At 62.0% G+C, this 18401-nt stretch carries 15 protein-coding genes; 12 read left to right on the forward strand and 3 right to left on the reverse strand.

What is annotated here, in order from left to right; translation table 11 throughout:
• Nucleotides 1-34: 34 nt before the first annotated feature.
• The 5 genes from AACY45_RS02685 (at nucleotide 35) to AACY45_RS02705 (ending at nucleotide 4329) form a co-directional block, all read left to right on the forward strand.
• Complete coding sequence (locus tag AACY45_RS02685) at nucleotides 35-922, forward strand: 3-keto-5-aminohexanoate cleavage protein (RefSeq protein ID WP_339544029.1); 888 nt, start codon at nucleotides 35-37, stop codon at nucleotides 920-922.
• A gap of 142 nt (nucleotides 923-1064) precedes the next feature.
• A complete protein-coding gene (locus AACY45_RS02690) occupies nucleotides 1065-2030 on the forward strand; it encodes an L-carnitine dehydrogenase (protein WP_339544030.1) in 966 nt (321 codons plus the stop codon).
• 64 nt (nucleotides 2031-2094) lie between these two features.
• Nucleotides 2095-2571, forward strand: a complete 477-nt coding sequence (locus AACY45_RS02695; protein ID WP_339544031.1) for a thioesterase family protein — start codon at nucleotides 2095-2097, stop codon at nucleotides 2569-2571.
• A 19-nt stretch (nucleotides 2572-2590) separates the two neighbouring features.
• Nucleotides 2591-3754 carry a gamma-butyrobetaine dioxygenase gene (locus AACY45_RS02700; RefSeq protein WP_339544032.1) on the forward strand — a complete coding sequence of 388 codons (1164 nt, stop codon included), beginning with the start codon at nucleotides 2591-2593 and terminating at the stop codon, nucleotides 3752-3754.
• Nucleotides 3755-4065: 311 nt separating this feature from the next.
• Complete coding sequence (locus AACY45_RS02705; protein WP_339544033.1) at nucleotides 4066-4329, forward strand: hypothetical protein; 264 nt, start codon at nucleotides 4066-4068, stop codon at nucleotides 4327-4329.
• Nucleotides 4330-4426: 97 nt separating this feature from the next.
• On the opposite strand, the gene AACY45_RS02710 is transcribed toward AACY45_RS02705, so the two are convergent.
• Both AACY45_RS02710 and AACY45_RS02715 read right to left on the reverse strand, forming a co-directional pair.
• Nucleotides 4427-5530 (reverse strand): GlxA family transcriptional regulator, encoded by a 1104-nt coding sequence (locus AACY45_RS02710; RefSeq protein WP_339544034.1) that lies wholly within the window; start codon nucleotides 5528-5530, stop codon nucleotides 4427-4429.
• A 445-nt stretch (nucleotides 5531-5975) separates the two neighbouring features.
• Nucleotides 5976-7352 carry an L-serine ammonia-lyase gene (locus AACY45_RS02715; protein WP_339544035.1) on the reverse strand — a complete coding sequence of 459 codons (1377 nt, stop codon included), beginning with the start codon at nucleotides 7350-7352 and terminating at the stop codon, nucleotides 5976-5978.
• 434 nt (nucleotides 7353-7786) lie between these two features.
• On the opposite strand from AACY45_RS02715, the gene AACY45_RS02720 reads away from it, so the two are divergent.
• From AACY45_RS02720 to choV, 3 genes are all read left to right on the forward strand, one after another.
• Nucleotides 7787-8734: a choline ABC transporter substrate-binding protein gene (locus AACY45_RS02720; RefSeq protein WP_339544036.1), complete on the forward strand. Its 948-nt coding sequence runs from the start codon at nucleotides 7787-7789 to the stop codon at nucleotides 8732-8734.
• Between the two features lie 65 nt (nucleotides 8735-8799).
• Entirely contained in the window at nucleotides 8800-9648 is an 849-nt protein-coding gene (gene choW / locus AACY45_RS02725) for a choline ABC transporter permease subunit (protein WP_339544037.1), read from the forward strand.
• Nucleotides 9645-10823, forward strand: coding sequence for a choline ABC transporter ATP-binding protein (choV, locus tag AACY45_RS02730; RefSeq protein ID WP_339544038.1), 1179 nt, complete (start codon nucleotides 9645-9647; stop codon nucleotides 10821-10823). The genes choW and choV overlap by 4 nt, the downstream gene beginning before the upstream one ends.
• A gap of 157 nt (nucleotides 10824-10980) precedes the next feature.
• On the opposite strand, the gene AACY45_RS02735 is transcribed toward choV, so the two are convergent.
• Nucleotides 10981-12921 carry a BCCT family transporter gene (locus AACY45_RS02735; RefSeq protein ID WP_339544183.1) on the reverse strand — a complete coding sequence of 647 codons (1941 nt, stop codon included), beginning with the start codon at nucleotides 12919-12921 and terminating at the stop codon, nucleotides 10981-10983.
• A 378-nt stretch (nucleotides 12922-13299) separates the two neighbouring features.
• Between AACY45_RS02735 and betI the strand changes: the two genes are divergently transcribed.
• The 4 genes from betI (at nucleotide 13300) to AACY45_RS02755 (ending at nucleotide 18297) form a co-directional block, all read left to right on the forward strand.
• Nucleotides 13300-13893 carry a transcriptional regulator BetI gene (gene betI / locus AACY45_RS02740; protein ID WP_159998331.1) on the forward strand — a complete coding sequence of 198 codons (594 nt, stop codon included), beginning with the start codon at nucleotides 13300-13302 and terminating at the stop codon, nucleotides 13891-13893.
• 110 nt (nucleotides 13894-14003) lie between these two features.
• Nucleotides 14004-15476 carry a betaine-aldehyde dehydrogenase gene (gene betB, locus AACY45_RS02745; protein WP_339544039.1) on the forward strand — a complete coding sequence of 491 codons (1473 nt, stop codon included), beginning with the start codon at nucleotides 14004-14006 and terminating at the stop codon, nucleotides 15474-15476.
• A 176-nt stretch (nucleotides 15477-15652) separates the two neighbouring features.
• Complete coding sequence (gene betA, locus AACY45_RS02750) at nucleotides 15653-17356, forward strand: choline dehydrogenase (RefSeq protein WP_339544040.1); 1704 nt, start codon at nucleotides 15653-15655, stop codon at nucleotides 17354-17356.
• Between the two features lie 245 nt (nucleotides 17357-17601).
• Nucleotides 17602-18297 carry an RraA family protein gene (locus tag AACY45_RS02755; RefSeq protein ID WP_339544041.1) on the forward strand — a complete coding sequence of 232 codons (696 nt, stop codon included), beginning with the start codon at nucleotides 17602-17604 and terminating at the stop codon, nucleotides 18295-18297.
• Nucleotides 18298-18401 lie beyond the last annotated feature (104 nt).

Consider the following 18401-nt stretch of genomic DNA (forward strand, 5'->3'; position numbering starts at 1 on the left):
AACGGGATCATCACGCCTGTAAGGAACCCGCCTCATGAACCACGACGTCATCATCACCTGCGCACTCACCGGTGCTGGCGACACGACCAGCAAGAGCCCACACGTGCCGGTCACCCCGAAACAAATCGCCGCCGCCGCCGTGGAAGCCGCCAAGGCCGGCGCCACCGTCGTCCACTGCCACGTTCGCGATCCTGAAACCGGCAAATTCAGCCGTGACGTGGCGTTGTACCGCGAGGTGATGGAGCGCATTCGCGAAGCGGATGTCGACATCATCGTCAACCTCACCGCCGGCATGGGTGGCGACCTGGAGATCGGTGCGGGCGAGAACCCGATGGAGTTCGGCCCCAACACCGACCTGGTCGGCCCGCTGACCCGTCTGGCCCACGTTGAAGCACTGCTGCCGGAAATCTGCACCCTGGATTGCGGCACCCTGAACTTCGGCGACGGCGACACCATTTACGTGTCCACCCCGGCGCAGTTGCGCGCGGGCGCCAAACGTATTCAAGAGCTGGGCGTGAAGGCCGAGTTGGAAATCTTCGACACCGGTCACCTGTGGTTCGCCAAACAACTGATCAAGGAAGGCCTGCTCGACGACCCACTGTTCCAGCTGTGCCTGGGCATCCCGTGGGGCGCACCGGCCGATACCACCACCATGAAAGCCATGGTCGACAACCTGCCGGCCAATGCGGTGTGGGCCGGCTTCGGCATCGGTCGCATGCAGATGCCGATGGCGGCACAAGCGGTGCTGCTGGGCGGCAACGTGCGGGTCGGCCTGGAGGACAACCTCTGGCTGGACAAGGGCGTGCTGGCGACCAACGGCCAACTGGTCGAGCGCGCCGGCGAAATCCTCAGCCGCCTCGGCGCCCGCGTCCTGACCCCGGCCGAAGGGCGGCTGAAGATGGGCCTGAGCAAGCGCGGTTAACCCGAACCTACACCTAACCCTGTGGGAGCGAGCTTGCTCGCGATGGCGTCGGAACATCCAATGCATCTTCTGCGGCAGGAATACCGTCATCGCGAGCAAGCTCGCTCCCACAGGGGATCACCGAATTCTTTCAGGACGTCCCATGACTTTTATCACCGAAATCAAAACCTTCGCAGCGTTAGGCAGCGGTGTCATCGGCAGCGGCTGGGTGTCCCGCGCCCTCGCCCATGGCCTGGACGTGGTGGCCTGGGATCCTGCGCCCGGGGCCGAGGCGGCGCTGCGCAAGCGTGTCGCCAACGCCTGGGGCGCCCTGGAAAAACAAGGCCTGGCACCCGGCGCCTCACAGGATCGGTTGCGCGTCGTCGCGACGATTGAAGAATGCGTTCGTGACGCGGATTTCATTCAGGAAAGCGCCCCTGAGCGCCTCGATCTGAAACTGGAACTGCACAGAAAAATCAGCGCGGCAGCCAAGCCAAACGCCTTGATCGGCTCCAGTACTTCGGGTCTGTTACCGAGCGAGTTCTACGCGCGCTCGACGCACCCTGAACGTTGCGTGGTCGGGCACCCGTTCAACCCGGTTTACCTGCTGCCTCTGGTGGAAGTGGTCGGCGGCAAAAACACCGCGCCTGAAGCCGTTCAAGCGGCAATGAAGGTGTATGAATCCCTGGGCATGCGCCCGCTGCATGTGCGCAAGGAAGTGCCGGGGTTTATCGCCGACCGCTTGCTCGAAGCGCTCTGGCGCGAGGCACTGCACCTGGTCAACGATGGCGTGGCCACCACTGGCGAGATCGATGATGCGATCCGCTTTGGCGCCGGGTTGCGCTGGTCGTTCATGGGCACGTTCCTCACCTACACCCTGGCCGGCGGCGATGCCGGGATGCGTCATTTCATGGCGCAATTCGGCCCGGCGTTGCAGTTGCCCTGGACTTACCTGCCCGCACCGCAGTTGACCGAAAAACTGATCGATGATGTGGTGGACGGCACCCGCGAACAGTTGGGCAACCACAGCATTGCGGCGCTGGAGCGCTATCGTGATGACTGCCTGTTGGCCGTACTGGACGCGGTGAAAATCACCAAGGAAAAGCACGGGATGAGCTTCAGCGAGTAATGAATCGGTTGCTCTGGCCCGCGAAAGCGCCAGTCCCGTCACCACCCCTATCGGAACCTGAAACATGCCCACCCTCACCACCTACCAAACCACCATCATCCCCGACTGGGTCGACTACAACGGCCATTTGCGCGATGCCTTTTACCTGCTGATCTTCAGCTACGCCACCGACGCATTGATGGACCAGTTGGGCATGGACAGCGATAACCGCGCGGCCACCGGCCACTCGCTGTTCACCCTCGAACTGCACCTCAACTACCTGCACGAAGTGAAGCTCGGCACTGACGTCGAGGTGCGAACGCAGATCATCGGCCACGACCGCAAGCGCCTGCACCTCTACCACAGCCTGCACCAGGTGGGAGAGGCACAGGCACTGGCGGGCAACGAGCAGATGCTGCTCCACGTCGACCTGGCCGGCCCGCGTTCGGCGCCGTTCAGCGAGCAAGTGGCGCACAAGCTGCTGGCCATGACCGCGCTGCAATCAGACCTGCCCACACCCGCCTACCTCGGCCGGGTGATCGCACTGCCTACGGAAAAATAACCACAGGAACAGCAGCCCCATGAACACCGCCGCCCCCATTGCCGACTTTCGCCGTTACCCAATGATCAGCGCGTTGACCGCCGTGCACACCCTGGCGGATCGCGTGTCAGTGCAGTGGGCCGATGGCCGGACCAGCCCCTTCCATCACCCCTGGCTACGGGACAATTGCCCCTGCGCCGACTGCGTCTACAGCGTGACCCGCGAGCAGGTGCTGGAAATCGTCGACGTTCCTGCAGACCTGCTCCCCCTCAGCACCCGGGTGGATAGCGAGGGCTGCCTGCGCATCGACTGGCAGGACGGCCATGTCAGCCGCTTCGACCCCGGTTGGTTGCGCGCCCACGCCTATGACGACGCTTCCCGCGCCGAGCGCCGTGCGGCAAAACCGCAAAGCCAGCTGTGGGACAGCCAGTTGCAGCTGCCGGTGTTCGAGTACCAGGCGCTGATGGAGGACTCCCAGGCCCTGCTGCAATGGCTGCTGGCATTGCGCGATATCGGCTTGAGCCAGGTGCGTGGCGTGCCCACTGAGCCGGGCTCACTCACAGCGATCGCCCAACGGATTTCCTTCATTCGCGAAAGCAATTTTGGCGTGCTGTTCAACGTGCAATCGCGGGCCGACGCCGACAGCAACGCCTACACCGCTTTCAACCTGCCGCTGCACAGCGATTTGCCGACCCGGGAGTTGCAACCGGGGCTGCAATTCCTGCATTGCCTGGTCAATGACGCGGACGGGGGCGAGAGTATTTTTGTCGATGGTTTCGCCATTGCCCATGCTTTGCGCCAGGAGGACCCCGACGCCTTTCGTGCGCTGTGCGAAATCCCCGTGGAGTTTCGCAACAAAGATCGCCACAGCGACTACCGCTGCCAGGCTCCGATCATCGCCCTGGATGCAACCGGGCAAGTGGCGGAGATCCGCATGGCGAATTTCCTGCGCGGTCCGTTCGATACGTCGGTCGAACAGATGCCCGACCTCTATCGCGCCTATCGGCGCTTTATCGCCATGACCCGCGAACCCCGGTTCCGCCTGATCCAGCGCCTGGAGCCCGGCGAACTCTGGTGCTTCGACAACCGCCGCACCCTCCATGCCCGCAACGCCTTCGACCCCACCCGCGGCGCCCGGCATTTCCAGGGGTGCTACATCGATCGTGATGAGTTGTTATCACGAATCCTGGTGCTACAGCGCTAAACCGCGTCATCGTTCATCGCGAGCAAGCTCGCACAGGCCTGGGCATCCCTGGATCCACTGACAAAAAAACTCCGATCAAGCCGTGACAAGATCGGAGCTGAGGAGGGTACTGTTGAGGAGCCGTTGCGCGAGGGTGACCAAACCTTCGTGTAGCGAGCTGCGGTCAGTGTGCCCACTCCCCGACAGGGTGAGTTAGCCGAAAACGACCTGTTCATAGGTATCGCGGCCATTACGCCAATTCGTCCTTGCCCCGACCCCAAGCCCCCACCAGAATCGAATCACGACACCGTTCCCTGAAGAAGGATTGCGTCATGATGTACACCGATTTGATTGACCAGGAAGACCTGTTGGGTCAGCTCAAGGCGCTGGGATTTGCCGTGCCCCCTGGCGCTACCGCCGAGCAGGCCTGCGAGTGCGCGGTACGGGGTTTGAACAACGAACGGGCAACGGAACTGCGGACCATGATCAAGCAGATGTACACCAGCAGCGCAACCATCCTGCCGGCCGTGCGCCAGGCCATCGACAAGCAGCTGTTGCCGGCATTGGCGGTCTATCAGCAAAGCCGCAGCGCCTGATAAACGCCTTCGCGGGCAAGCCCGCTCCCACACTGGATCTGTGTCGTTCACAAATCAATGTGGGAGCGGGCTTGCCCGCGAATGAAGGCGACTCGGTTTAAAGCCTTACACTGGCGAACGTCGACTCATTACGCGCCTGACTCAACGCCGACATCGGCCCGGACAACGGTGCCAATACCAGTGCCTGCGGAATCGGCATCATCGCCACCTGCTGGGAATTGTTGGAGCCCACACGTTCGTCACGCGGTGGGATGCCGAAGTATTCGCGGTAGCACTTGGAGAAGTGCGGCGTGGAGACAAAACCACAGACCGAAGCCACTTCGATGATCGACATCGGCGTTTGCTTGAGCAACTGCCGGGCGCGGATCAGGCGCAGCTTGAGGTAGTAGCGCGACGGCGAGCAGTGCAGGTACTTCTGGAACAGCCGCTCCAGCTGTCGACGGGACACAGCGACGTACACCGCCAGTTCATCGAGGTCGATCGGCTCTTCCAGGTTGGCCTCCATCAGCGCGACGATTTCCTGCAGCTTCGGCTGGTTGGTGCCCAGCATGTGCTTGAGTGGCACGCGCTGGTGATCCTGTTCGTTGCGAATGCGCTCGTAGACAAACATTTCCGAAATCGCCGCCGACAGTTCCCGGCCGTGATCGCGGCTGATCAGGTGCAGCATCATGTCCAGTGGCGCGGTGCCGCCGGAGCTGGTGAAGCGGTTGCGGTCGAGGGTGAACAAACGGGTGCTCATGACCACGCGCGGGAAGGCTTCCTGCATCGCCGCCAGGCATTCCCAGTGCACGCTGCAATCAAAACCGTCCAGCAACCCTGCGCAGGCCAATGCCCAGCTGCCGGTGCAGACGGCGCCAAGACGGCGCGATTGACGGGCCTGGCTTTGCAACCACGACACGTGTTCGCGGGTCACCGTACGCTGGATGCCGATACCGCCGCAGACGATGATGGTGTCCAGTGGCGGCGCTTTGTGCATCGAGGCGTCGGGGGTGATTTGCAGGCCGTCACTGGCCCAGACCTGGCCACCGTCGACGGTGAGGGTCGTCCAGCGATACAGCTCGCGACCGGACAACTGGTTGGCCATGCGCAGGGGTTCGACTGCGGAGGCCAGAGAAATCAGCGTGAAATTGTCCAGCAGCAAAAAGCCGATGGATTGAGGCGCACGGTTCTGGGGTTGCGCCCCGGAGTTGAACGACGTCATCGCGGTATCTCCTCACACAAAGCGGGTGATGGCCTCAGGCGGAGGCTCTTGTTATGGCCATCGTTCTCGCGTGGGAGACGGGCTTTGTAATGACAGAGCAATTGCCATGCCTAAAGTTGAATGGGTATTCAATAACTCCTGAAAACGACGTCGTCATGTGTCTATATATGACACGCAGGAAGTAGGGACTATGAGTGCCAGCAAGGATGGCAAGTACTCCGCCCCCCTGCCTGTGAGCAAATCGGTAGCACTTGTGGGAACAGGGCTACAGGGCATCGGTAAAGAGTGTCACCGCAGGCACGGGTGACAGACGGTCAGCGCCGGTTTGGATCCAGGCGCGGGAGTCGTGGGCTTATCTGATAGCGACGCGCCAAAAGGTGGCGCGTCGGGGTGTAGGTGTTCACTTAGCGCGCAGTTTTGACTGGTCTGGCGGTATCGCGAGTTCTCAGCACTCCACCGCACTGACCGCCAAGCCACCGCGCGAAGTCTCTTTGTATTTGTCATGCATGTCGGCCCCGGTGTCGCGCATGGTGCGGATCACCCGATCCAGGGAAATGAAGTGCTGGCCGTCGCCGCGCAACGCCATCTGCGCCGCGTTGATCGCCTTCACCGCCGCAATCGCGTTGCGCTCGATGCAGGGCACTTGCACCAGGCCGCCGACCGGGTCGCAGGTCAGCCCCAGGTTATGTTCCAGGCCGATTTCCGCCGCGTTGCACAGTTGCTCCGGCGTGGCCCCGAGAATCTCCGCCAGCCCGGCTGCCGCCATGGCACAGGCAGAACCGACCTCGCCCTGGCAGCCAACCTCGGCACCGGAAATCGACGCATTCTTCTTGCACAGGATGCCCACGGCCGCAGCGCCGAGGAAGTAATCGACCACGTTGGCGTCGGTCACCGCCTCGCTGAATTTCATGAAGTAATGCAGCACCGCCGGGATGATCCCCGCCGCGCCGTTGGTCGGCGCCGTGACCATGCGCCCGCCCGCAGCATTTTCTTCGTTGACCGCCAGGGCAAACAGATTGACCCACTCCATGGCGCTCAAGGTCGAGCCGATCACATTGGGCTTGCCCAGTTCCTGCAGGCTGCGATGCAACTTGGCAGCGCGCCGGCGTACGTTGAGGCCGCCCGGCAGGATGCCTTCGTGCTTGAGGCCCTGTTCGACGCAATCTTGCATGGCGCGCCAGAGCTTCATCAGGCCGCTGCGGATGTCCTCTTCCGAACGCCAGACCTTCTCGTTCGCCATCATCAATTCGGCGACCCGCAGGTTGTGCTTCTGGCACAGGGCAAGCAACTCCACCGCACTGGAAAAGTCGTAGGGCAGCACAGTGCGGTCCAGGTCCACCACGCCACTTGAGGCCTGGGCCTCATCCACCACAAAACCGCCGCCGACCGAATAGTAGGTATCGCGGTGCAGCTCGCCCTCCTCACCTTCGGCCACCAACGACATGGCGTTGGGATGAAAGGGCAGGTTTTCGTCGATCAGGCGCATGTCCCGCGACCAGACGAAGGGCACCGGCCAGCGACCATCGAGCAGCAAGATCCGGGTTTCGCGCAGGGTCTCGATACGCATACCGATTAACGACGGATCGATTGCGTCCGGCCATTCCCCCATCAAGCCCATGATCACCGCGTTGTCGCTGCCATGGCCGATGCCCGTGGCCGACAACGAGCCATACAGTTGCACCTCAATGCGCCGTACCTGCTCCAACAGGCGCTTTTCACGCAGCGACTCGACGAACAAGGCGGCCGCGCGCATGGGTCCGACGGTGTGCGAGCTGGAAGGGCCGATGCCGATTTTGAACAGGTCGAAAACACTGATAGCCATGACGTACGGGACTCCTCGATGAGCAGATTCCAGGCGTCAAAGCGCCTGGCGACGGAGCTGCTACGCTCAAGCAGCAATCCGTTGACTGGTCGCATCATCAGGCTTTTGCGCGGTCGTTCGACGTCTCACACCGACGTAACCATGCCCACTAACGCCGCTGGCCGCAGACGACACAGTGCGGCGGCTTTTTTGCGGTGCAGAGGGCTGAAAAGGTCCGAATAAAGCTGTAAACGACCTCGCTGACACTGGATGCGACCCTCCCTGTACTGGATACGACGCACCCTGTAGGCGTCAGATTTTCACTGGTACATGATCGGTTACGACTCGATTGCGAGGCGCCGTGGCAGAGCAGTCGCCAGGCGCCACCAACCGCAACACTTATAAGTGCGGTTTCCTGTCGGAACACCGCCAAAAAAACACCAAGGAGTCCACCCATGAAAGGTTCCCCGTCGTTGTTGTTGGCCGCCATGCTGAGTCTGCCGGTGCTGGCTCAAGCCGCAGAGCCGGCTCAATGCAGCACCGTAAACTTCTCCGATGTTGGCTGGACCGACATCACCGTGACGACCGCCACCACCAGCGTCATCCTCGACGCCTTGGGCTACAAGACCAAGACCACCATGATCTCCGTGCCCGTGACCTACAAGTCGCTGGCCGACGGCAAGAACATGGACATCTTCCTCGGCAACTGGATGCCGACCATGGAAAACGACATCAAGCCGTACCGCGAGGCCGGCACCGTGGAGACCGTGCGCGCCAACCTGGAAAACGCCAAGTACACCCTCGCGGTGCCAGAGGCCCTATACGAAAGAGGCCTGAAGGATTTCGCCGACATCGCCAAGTTCAAGAAGGAACTGGACGGCAAGATCTACGGGATCGAGCCGGGCAACGACGGCAACCGCATGATCCAGAGCATGATCGACAAGAACGCCTTCGGTCTCAAGGACGCTGGGTTCAAGGTCGTCGAGTCCAGCGAAGCCGGCATGCTGTCCCAGGTCGAACGCGCCTCGCGCCGTAACACCGACGTGGTGTTCCTGGGCTGGGAACCGCACCCGATGAACACCCGATTCAAGATGAAGTACCTGACCGGCGGGGACGATTTCTTCGGCCCCAACTATGGCCAGGCCACCATCTACACCAACACTCGCAAGGGCTACAGCCAGGAGTGCAGCAACGTTGGGCAGTTGCTGAAGAACCTGTCGTTCACCCTGAACATGGAAAGTACCCTCATGGGTAACGTTCTGGACGACAAGATGAAACCGGACGCGGCTGCCAAAGCGTGGCTGAAGAACAACCCACAGGTCCTCGATACCTGGCTCGCTGGCGTCACCACCATTGACGGTAAACCAGGGCTGGAAGCCGTGAAAGCCAAGCTCGGGCAGTAATCGCGACGCCGGGCGAGCGTGCTCGCCCGGGCTGTTTTTTTCCTTGCATGCGGACGTTCACTACCATGCTGATTGATCAGAAAATCCCTTTAGGCCAGTACATCGCTGCCTTCGTTGAATGGTTGACGCAACACGGCGCCAATACCTTTGATGCGATTGCCGTGACACTGGAAACGATGATCCACGGCGTGACGTTTGCGCTGACCTGGTTCAACCCGCTGGCATTGATCGGCCTGATCGCCTTGCTGGCTCACTTAATTCAACGCAAGTGGGGCCTGACCGGCTTCGTCGTCCTGTCGTTCCTGCTGATCCTCAACCTGGGTTACTGGCAGGAAACCATGGAAACCCTGGCCCAGGTGTTGTTCGCCACCCTGGTCTGCGTGCTCATAGGCGTGCCGTTGGGCATCGTTGCTGCGCACAAACCGATGTTCTACACCATGATGCGTCCGGTACTCGATCTGATGCAGACCGTACCGACGTTCGTGTACCTCATTCCTACCCTGACCCTGTTTGGTCTGGGTGTTGTCCCGGGGCTGATCTCCACGGTGGTGTTCGCGATTGCCGCGCCCATCCGCCTGACCTACCTGGGCATTCGTGATGTGCCACAAGAACTGATGGACGCCGGCAAGGCCTTTGGCTGCTCGCGCCGGCAGTTGCTCTCGCGAATAGAACTGCCCTACGCGATGCCCAGCATCGCGGCCGGTATCACCCAGTGCATCATGCTGTCGTTGTCGATGGTGGTGATTGCCGCGCTGGTGGGGGCCGATGGCCTGGGCAAACCCGTGGTCAACGCACTGAACACCGCCGATATCGCCCTGGGCTTTGAAGCCGGGCTGGCGATCGTCCTGCTGGCAATCATGCTCGACCGTATCTGCAAACAACCCGATGCAAAAGTAGTAGGGGGTGACGCATGAGCATAATCCGCTTCGATAACGTCGACGTTATCTTCTCCAAGGATCCACGCGAGGCCCTGAAACTGCTGGACCAGGGCATGACGCGCAATGAAATCCTGAAAAAGACCGGACAGATCGTTGGCGTGGAAAAGGCCAGCCTGGACGTCGAGAAAGGTGAAATCTGCGTACTGATGGGCCTCTCCGGCTCCGGCAAGTCGAGCCTGCTGCGCTGTATCAACGGCCTGAACACGGTGAGCCGTGGCAAGCTGTTCGTCGAGCACGAAGGCCGGCAGATCGATATCGCCTCGTGTACCCCGGCAGAGCTGAAAATGATGCGCACCAAGCGCATCGCCATGGTGTTCCAGAAGTTCGCCCTGATGCCCTGGCTGACCGTGCGCGAGAACATCAGCTTTGGCCTGGAAATGCAGGGTCGTCCCGAGAAGGAACGACGCAAGCTGGTCGACGATAAACTGGAGCTGGTGGGCCTGACCCAATGGCGCAACAAGAAACCCGATGAGCTGTCCGGCGGCATGCAGCAACGTGTGGGCCTGGCCCGCGCCCTGGCGATGGACGCCGACATCCTGCTGATGGACGAACCCTTCTCGGCCCTCGACCCGCTGATCCGCCAGGGGCTGCAGGACGAACTGCTGGAACTGCAACGCAAGCTGAGCAAGACCATCGTGTTCGTCAGCCACGACCTCGATGAGGCGCTGAAACTGGGCAGCCGCATCGCGATCATGAAAGACGGCCGGATCATCCAGTACAGCAAGCCCGAAGAGATTGTGCTCAACCCGGCCGACGACTATGTGCGCACCTTCGTCGCCCACACCAACCCGCTCAACGTCCTTTGCGGTCGCAGCCTGATGCGCACCCTGGACAACTGCAAGCGCATCAACGGTTCGGTGTGCCTGGACCCGGGTGGCGACTCGTGGCTGGACCTGGCCGAAGGCAACACCATCAAGGGCGCCCGCCAGAACGGTGCGAGCCTGGACCTGCAGAACTGGGTCCCGGGGCAAGCAGTAGAAGGCCTGGGCCGACGGCCGACCCTGGTGGACTCCAGCATCGGCATGCGTGACGCGCTGCAGATTCGTTACCAGACCGGCAACAAGCTGGTGCTGCACGACAATAACCATGTGGTGGGGATTCTCGGCGACAGCGAGCTGTACCACGCGCTGCTCGGCAAGAACCTGGGATAGACCAGGCACCAGACACAAAAACGCCGCGAAAGGATCGCGGCGTTTTTGTTTATAGGAAAACCTGGGTATGCAGGTTGACGCTAGTGGCGCCATCGCGGGCAAGCCCGCGATGAATACGGCGCAGTGCTTAAGATGAAACACCGCGCCTTATCGAAACTCAGCTATAGACACGGCCAAGGAGCTGCCGATGGCTTTCAAACTGATCGAGCACGTCACGAGTGATCTGATCCTGGGTGAAGCCCATCAAGTCGTACTCCTGGCTGCCGTTGTGCAGGTACACCTCGGCACGGTAGTAACGGGTGCGGGTTTCATCCGGGCTCGGCGACTCGCTTGGCGCCGCCAGGTAACCGTCCAGGCTGACCTCGTAGACAAACGGGTTGCCCTCATCCATCTCGATCCGCAGGCCCATGCAGCGCTTGGCTTTACCCAGCAGCGTTTGCACGTCCAGCCCTTGCGTGCGCAACTGCGCCGCCGCGTCTTCCAGCGCCGGGCTCACGTGTTTGTCCATGAAACGTTGCACGATCGCCTGGGTCGGTTGCAGTTCCAGTGCCGTCAGCCGCTCGCTGAAACCACGACGACCCCGCGCCGCCAGCTCGGCCTGTTCCTGTTCGATCTGCACGTCCTGGCGCATGGCCTTGTGCAAACCGAACATGAAGCACACCAGCACCACCGAGAACGGCAGCCCGGCCAGCACCACCATGGTTTGCATGGCTTCGAAGTTACCGGCGAACAACAGACCGACGGTCACCAGGGTGATCACCACCGACCAGAAGATCCGCAGCCAGTGCGGCGCATCTTCATCCACATTGCCGCCCTTGCAGGACAGGTTCGCCATCATCACCGCGCCGGAGTCGGCCGGGGTCAGGAACAGCACGAAGCCGACAAAGATCGACACCCCGATCACCACTTTCGACGCCGGGTAATGCTCGAGCAACTGATAGATCGCCATCGACGGCTGCTCGAGCGCCGTCTTGCCCAGCTCCACCGCCCCCTGGTTCATCACCAGGTCCAGGGCCGAGTTACCGAAGATCGACAGCCAGGCCAAGGTGAAGCCCAGCGGAATCAGGAGCACACCGGCGACCAGTTCGCGCACGGTCCGGCCACGGGAAATACGCGCGATGAACATGCCGACGAAAGGTGCCCAGGAAATCCACCAGGCCCAGTAGAACAGGGTCCACAGGCCCAGCCAGCGCTCGGACTTGGCGGTGTCGGCTTCGTACACATACAGGTCGAAAGTCTTCAGCACCACGCCATTGAGATAGTCACCGACGTTCTGCACGAAGCCGTTGAGCAGGTGCAGGGTCGGGCCGAACAACAGCACAAAAATCAGCAGGCCACTGAACAGCACGATGTTCAGGTTGGACAGGCGACGAATGCCGTTCTCCACACCCGACACGGCTGCGATGGTCGCCACGGTGCTCATCACGATGATCACGATCAGCAGGTTGGTGTTGCTGTGTTCCATGCCAAACAGGTTCTCCAGCCCCGAAGACACCTGCAGCGAGCCAATCCCCAGATTGGTCACCAGGCCCAGCAGGGTCACGAACATGCCGAAGCCGTCCACCACATGACCGGCCGCCCCCTTGACCCAACGCTCGCCGACCAGCGGATAGAGCGCCGAACGCAGCGCCAGCGGCTGGTTATGACGGTAGGCAAAGTACGCCACGGCCAGGCCGACCAGGGCGTAGATCGCCCAGCCATGCAGGCCCCAGTGCAGGAACGTCAGTTGCACCGCCTGGCGCGCTGCCAACTGGCTGCCCGCCACGCCTTCCGGCGGGTTGAAGTAGTGATCCAGGGGCTCCGACGCACCGAAGTACAGCAGCGAGATGCCGATACCGGACGAGAACAGCATCCCGGCCCAGGCGCCATAGCTGAAGTCCGGGGTATCGTCCTTGCTGCCCAGCTTGAGCTTGCCGTAGGACGAGAACGCCAGGCCGACCACAAACACCAGGTAGGCGGCAATCACCACCATGTAGTACCAGCCAAAGCTGCGCGACAACCAGGCCTGGGCAATCCCCAGCATTCTCCCGGCTTCTTGCGGCGCGGTAATGAGGATGGCGGTCAACAGCAGGATCAACGCGGTAGAGGTGTAGAACACCCAACCGTTGACCGTCACCTTCTCGGGTGGGGTCTTTATCAGAGAGGCAGAACTCATTGCACAGATGCTCCAGGCAGTGCGAGAGAAGGACACAAGGCAAGGCAGCACCCGACTAATCGGTTAGTGGGCAGCCGACCGACGGGTGATATAAAGACACCCCGAAAAAAGCCCGAAGCCCGCAAGCGCCAGAGCACGTGGGTTTCGAGCATTTTTGGATGCCGTTTTTCCGCCAACCGTACGTAGGAAAAACCTGTAGGTAGCGACGATTTGTCGCAGATCTTATTCTTTGTTGATTGAACGTTCAATCAAAACAAAATAGACTGGCCCTCAATCCGACAGACGTTTTGCGCCTGCCGGAAGGCCTAAGGAGATGTGCAGATGCCCAAGGTCGGTATGCAACCCATCCGCCGCCAGCAATTGATCGAAGCCACTTTGCTGGCCGTCGATCAGGTCGGAATGGGGGACGCCAGCATTGCGCTGATCGCCCGTTTGGCCGGTGTCTCGAATGGCATCATCAGTCACTACTTCAAGGACAAGAACGGCCTGATCGCCGCCACGGCGCAGTACCTGATGAGCGTCCTCAGCGAGAACGTCACCGCGCGCCGTCAGGCGCTGGAGGACAACAGCCCGCGGGCTCACCTGCAGGTGATTATCGAAGGCAACTTCGACGCCAGCCAGGTCAATGGCCCGGCAATGAAAACCTGGCTGGCCTTCTGGGCCACCAGCATGCACCACCCGTCTTTGCACAGGTTGCAGCGGATCAACGATCACCGCCTGTATTCCAACCTGTGCTGCCAGTTCCGCCGAGTGTTGCCGCTTGATCAAGCGCGCAGTGCCGCCCGCGGCCTGGCGGCCCTCATTGACGGCCTGTGGTTGCGCGGCGCGCTGTCGGGAGATGCTTTCGACACCACGCAAGCGCACCAGATTGCGTACGAATACATGGATTTCCAACTGGCCAAGCAGGCGTGCTAGAGCACACATAAAACGCTCAGCCCCTGAACTGTCGCGACTCGGTGATGCCACATGCATAGGGCACCACCGTTGCGACCAACGCCAACCACTTATGCACTTGCGAGGACTTTATGGCCCGTTTCGAACTGCAAAAACTCTACATCGACGGCGGCTACAGCGATGCTGGCAGCGATGCCACCTTCGAAGCCATCAACCCGGCTAACGGTGAAGTTCTCGCCAACGTGCAACGTGCCACTTTCGACGACGTTGAACGCGCCGTGGTCAGCGCCGAAAAAGGCCAGAAAATCTGGGCCGCGATGACCGCCATGGAGCGTTCGCGCATCCTGCGCCGTGCCGTCGACATCCTGCGTGAGCGCAACGACGAACTGGCCGCCCTGGAAACCCTGGACACCGGCAAGTCGTACTCCGAAACCCGCTACGTCGACATCGTCACCGGTGCTGACGTGCTGGAATACTACGCCGGCCTGGTGCCCGCCATCGAAGGCGAGCAGATCCCGCTGCGCACCACCTCGTTCGTCTACACCCGTCGCGAGCCGCTGGGCGTCGTGGCCGGCATCGGCGCGTGGAACTACCCGATCCAGATCGCCCTGTGGAAATCCGCCCCGGCCCTGGCGGCGGGTAACGCGATGATCTTCAAGCCGAGCGAAGTGACGTCCCTGACCACCCTGAAACTGGCCGAGATCTACACCGAAGCCGGCGTTCCGGATGGCGTGTTCAACGTCCTGACCGGCAGCGGCCGTGAAGTCGGCACCTGGCTGACCGAGCACCCACGCATCGAGAAAATCTCCTTCACCGGCGGCACCGACACCGGCAAGAAGGTCATGGCCAGCGCCTCGAGCTCTTCGCTCAAGGACGTGACCATGGAACTGGGCGGCAAGTCCCCGCTGATCATCTTCGACGACGCCGACCTCGATCGCGCCGCCGACACCGCCATGATGGCCAACTTCTACAGCTCCGGTCAGGTCTGCACCAACGGCACCCGCGTCTTCGTACCGAGCCACCTCAAAGCCGCCTTTGAAGCCAAGATCGTCGAGCGTGTTGCGCGCATCCGTGTGGGCGACCCGCAAGACGAGAACACCAACTTCGGTCCGCTGGTCAGCTTCGCCCACATGGAAAGCGTGCTGGGCTACATCGCCAAGGGCAAGGAAGAAGGCGCTCGCGTACTGTGCGGCGGCAACCGCCTGACCGACGGCGAATTCGCCAAGGGCGCGTTCGTTGCGCCGACCGTGTTCACTGACTGCACCGACGAGATGACCATCGTGCGTGAAGAAATCTTCGGCCCGGTGATGAGCATCCTCACCTACGAAACCGAAGAAGAAGTGATCCGCCGTGCCAACGATACCGACTTCGGCCTGGCCGCCGGTATCGTCACCAAGGACCTGAACCGCGCCCACCGCGTGATTCATCAGCTCGAAGCCGGTATCTGCTGGATCAACGCCTGGGGCGAATCCGACGCCAAGATGCCGGTCGGTGGCTACAAGCAGTCGGGCGTGGGTCGTGAGAACGGCATCAGCTCGCTGAACAATTTCACTCGCATCAAATCGGTACAGGTCGAACTGGGCGATTACGCCTCGGTGTTCTAAGGCGTCAATCGCCTCGCCTGCGAGGCCGTCATCGCCAGCAGGCTGGCTCCCACAGGTTTGGTGTCATGCACCAAATCTGTGGCATCCCCAATCCCCTGTGGGAGCCAGCCTGCTGGCGATTGAGTGCAAAGCACTCACCCGGCCTGACCTGACCACCATCAAAGAGGGTGCATCCAATGTCCCAAGAATACGACTACATCATTGTGGGTGCCGGCTCGGCCGGTAACACCCTGGCGACCCGTCTGACCGAAGACGAAGGCGTCACCGTCCTGCTGCTGGAAGCCGGTGGACCGGACTATCGTTTTGACTTCCGCACACAAATGCCGGCAGCCCTGGCGTTCCCGCTGCAAGGCCGACGCTACAACTGGGCCTACGAAACCGATCCAGAGCCACACATGGACGGCCGCCGGATGGAATGCGGTCGCGGCAAGGGCCTGGGTGGCTCGTCCCTGATCAACGGCATGTGCTACATCCGTGGCAACGCCATGGACTACGACGGCTGGGCCAAACTCCCAGGCCTGGAAGACTGGAGCTACCTGGACTGCCTGCCGTATTTCCGCAAAGCGGAAACCCGCGACATCGGCCCGAACGACTACCACGGTGGCGAAGGCCCGGTCAGCGTGACCACGCCCAAAGCCGGCAACAACCCGCTGTTCCACGCGATGGTTGAAGCAGGCGTCCAGGCCGGTTACCCGCGCACCGAAGACCTCAACGGCTACCAGCAGGAAGGTTTCGGCCCGATGGACCGTACCGTCACGCCTAATGGCCGTCGCGCCAGTACCGCTCGCGGTTACCTGGACACTGCCAAGAAGCGTTCGACCCTGAACATCGTCACCCACGCCCTGACCGACAAGATTCTGTTTGAAGGCAAGCGAGCGGTCGGCGTGCGTTACCTGGTCGGCAGCGCCGAGGAAACGGTTGAAGCCCGTGCCCGCAAAGAAGTGCTGGTGTGCAGCGGCGCGATCGCGTCCCCGCAACTGCTGCAACGCTCCGGCGTCGGCCCGGCCAAGCTTCTGGAAAGCCTGGACATCCCGGTGGTTCACGACCTGCCAGGCGTGGGCGAGAACCTGCAGGATCACCTTGAGCTGTACCTGCAATACGCCTGCACCCAACCGGTGTCCCTGTACCCGTCGCTGCTCTGGTACAACCAGCCGGCCATCGGTGCCGAATGGCTGTTCAACGGCACCGGGATCGGCGCCAGCAACCAGTTCGAAGCCGGCGGTTTTATCCGTACCCGTCCTGACTTCGAATGGCCGAACATCCAGTACCACTTCCTGCCGGTGGCGATTAACTACAACGGCAGCAACGGGGTCAAAGAGCACGGCTTCCAGGCACACATGGGCTCCATGCGTTCGCCAAGCCGTGGGCGGATCCAGGTCAAGTCCAAGGATCCACGCCAGCACCCGAGCATCCTGTTCAACTACATGGCCACCGAACAGGACTGGCAGGAATTCCGTGACGGCATCCGCCTGACCCGGGAAATCATGCAGCAGCCGGCACTCGACCCCTTCCGTGGTCGCGAGCTGAGCCCGGGCATCGAGGTGCAAACCGACGAGCAACTGGACACCTTCATCCGCGAACACGCCGAAACCGCGTTCCACCCGTCCTGCTCGTGCAAGATGGGCACCGACGAGATGGCGGTGGTCGATGGCGAAGGTCGCGTCCACGGGATGCAGGGCCTGCGCGTCGTCGATGCCTCGATCATGCCGCTGATCACCACCGGCAACCTGAACGCGCCAACGATCATGATCGCCGAGAAAATCGCCGACAAGATCCGCGGTCGCCAGCCGTTGCCGCGCAGCCAGGCCAAGTACTACGTTGCGGGCGACGCCCCGGTACGTGGCAAGCCGCTGCGTGAAGTGAGCCGGACCGCGCAGTAAACCGGCGCCTTCGGCGCATCACGGGCAAGCCCGCTCCCACAGGAGAATGAGGTCTCTTGTGGGAGCGGGCGCCCGCTTGCGGCTTGCCCGCGATGGCGTCCGACCAGACGCCACACCCCCTCCCTCCTGCACCTATACCACCCTTGCCCCCACCCCCCGCGCCGGCCTACTCTAGGTACCGCGCAAACGTTTCACCCCCCCGCCCCACCGACAAGCCGCCACCTGGCTGGCCACGAGGCTTACTCATGTTTGATGTCGTGTCTTCGAGCAAATGGCCCACCGGCTATCTGATCAATCCCAACGTAGAACCCCTCGATCCGAAATGGCTGACCGAGTTCAGCAAGATCCCCGCCGCCGCCGTCAGTGACTGCCTGGGGCGCAACGTCGGAGGCCTGGGGCTCAAGGCCTTCCATGGCAATACGCCGATGCTCGGCAGCGCCCTGACCGTGCGCGTACGCCCCGGCGACAACCTGATGATCCTCAAGGCCATGCAGATGGCCCGCCCCGGTGACGTGCTGGTGATCGACGGCAGCGCCGACCTGACCCGCGCCGTGTTCGGCGGCATCATGCGCGCCATGGCCCTCAAGGCCGGCATCGTCGGCGTGGTGATCAACGGCGCCCTGCGCGACCTCGACGAATGGCAGACCGGCGAGCTGCCGGCCTATGCCATCGGTGGCGTGCACCGAGGCCCGAGCACCGACGGCGGTGGCGAGATCAACGTACCGATCTCCTGCGCCGGCATGCTGGTAGCGCCCGGCGACCTGATGATCGGCGACGGTGACGGCGTGGTTGCCGCCGCCCGCGCCGAGTTGCCGGAACTGCTGGTGCGTTGCCACGACCTGCTGGCCCGCGAACAGGCTACGCTGGCGGCTATCGAAGCCGGCACCCTGGACCCGGATCGCTTCGACGCCATCCTGCGCGCCAAGGGCTGCCCGGTCTGACGCCAAACGCATCGCGAGCAAGCCCGCTCCCACAGGTTGGAACCCAGGTGGGAGCGGGCCGGGCGGCGCTCCGCTTGCCCGCGATGCGGCCCTTGAGGTCACCG

It is taken from the genome of Pseudomonas sp. RA_35y_Pfl2_P32 (assembly GCF_963970735.1).
GTDB lineage: Bacteria > Pseudomonadota > Gammaproteobacteria > Pseudomonadales > Pseudomonadaceae > Aquipseudomonas.